Annotated in this window: 1 protein-coding gene and 1 pseudogene; both read right to left on the bottom strand. The window is 47.1% G+C overall.

What is annotated here, in order from left to right; all coding sequences use genetic code 11:
* Positions 1 to 227 (bottom strand): annotated as a pseudogene (locus tag ACYQ3Q_RS28265) (hypothetical protein); the annotation flags it as partial.
* A partial coding sequence (locus tag ACYQ3Q_RS28260) for a branched-chain amino acid ABC transporter permease (protein WP_459930259.1) occupies positions 228 to 1092 on the bottom strand: 865 nt, incomplete at its 5' end.

Genomic DNA, 1092 nt, shown 5'->3' with positions numbered 1-1092 from the left:
GACACATAGGCCCCGAGTCCAAAAAATCCGGCTTGGGCCAGAGAAAGCTGCCCTAAATAACCGACGATTAAGTTTAAACCATAGACTGCAATCGCATAGATAAAGCCTAGGGTCACGACAGTTAGATAATATCGATTGGGACTTATAAAGGGAAACGCGATGGCGACGGCTAAGAGCACGCCATAGGCAATGAGCTTAGTTTTTGATTTTTTCATAACGTCAAGCACTTATCTGGCCCCCTTTGCAAAAAGGCCTGAGGGTTTGATGGAAAGGATTAAGACCAGAATCGCAAAGGCCACGACATCTTTATAATTACTCGATAGATAGGTAGCGCCGAGGCTTTCCGTTAATCCCAGTATGAAACTGCCGAGCACGGCTCCCGGAATGCTGCCCATTCCCCCGATCACAATGATCACGAAGGCCTTCATAATGATCAGCGAACCCATGCCAGGATAGACTAGGAAAATCGGTCCGGCTAAGGAGGCAGCTGCTGAAGCCAAGATTGAGGCTACAGCAAACGTCAGCATCGCCACTCGGTTGACGTCAATTCCGACGAGACTGGCACCCTCCCTATTTTGGGCCATAGCCTCAATCGTCGATCCGACCATTGTATGTTTTATAAACACATAAAGGGCTATCATTAAGATGACCGCTCCCGCGATGATGATCAGTCGTTGTTCGGTCAGTCTAACTCCACCAATCACAACCACTTTGTCATAGATGGCCGGGATACTACGAAAATCAGAACCCCAGAGCACTCGGGCTGAGGCTTCAAGAAACAACATAGCGCCCACTGCGGCAATGAATTTATTGGAGCTTGGACTGTTACGCATAGGATTGAACACTATTCGCTCTAATAAAATACCAAGGACGGCTAAGACGATACCGGAAATGATGGCTGACACCCAGTAGTTGATTCCATACAGCGTCATCATGAAAAAGGTAACATACCCTCCCACCATGTATAAATGGCCATGGGCAAAGTTCGGCACCTCCATGATGCCATAAATAAGGGTGAGTCCTAACGCGACCAAGCAATAAATGCTTCCTAATGTGAATCCGTTGACAGTTTGCTGAATCAATAAATCCATA

This window comes from Desulfosporosinus burensis (assembly GCF_054657535.1).
This window is presented reverse-complemented; position numbering and strand designations above follow the sequence as displayed.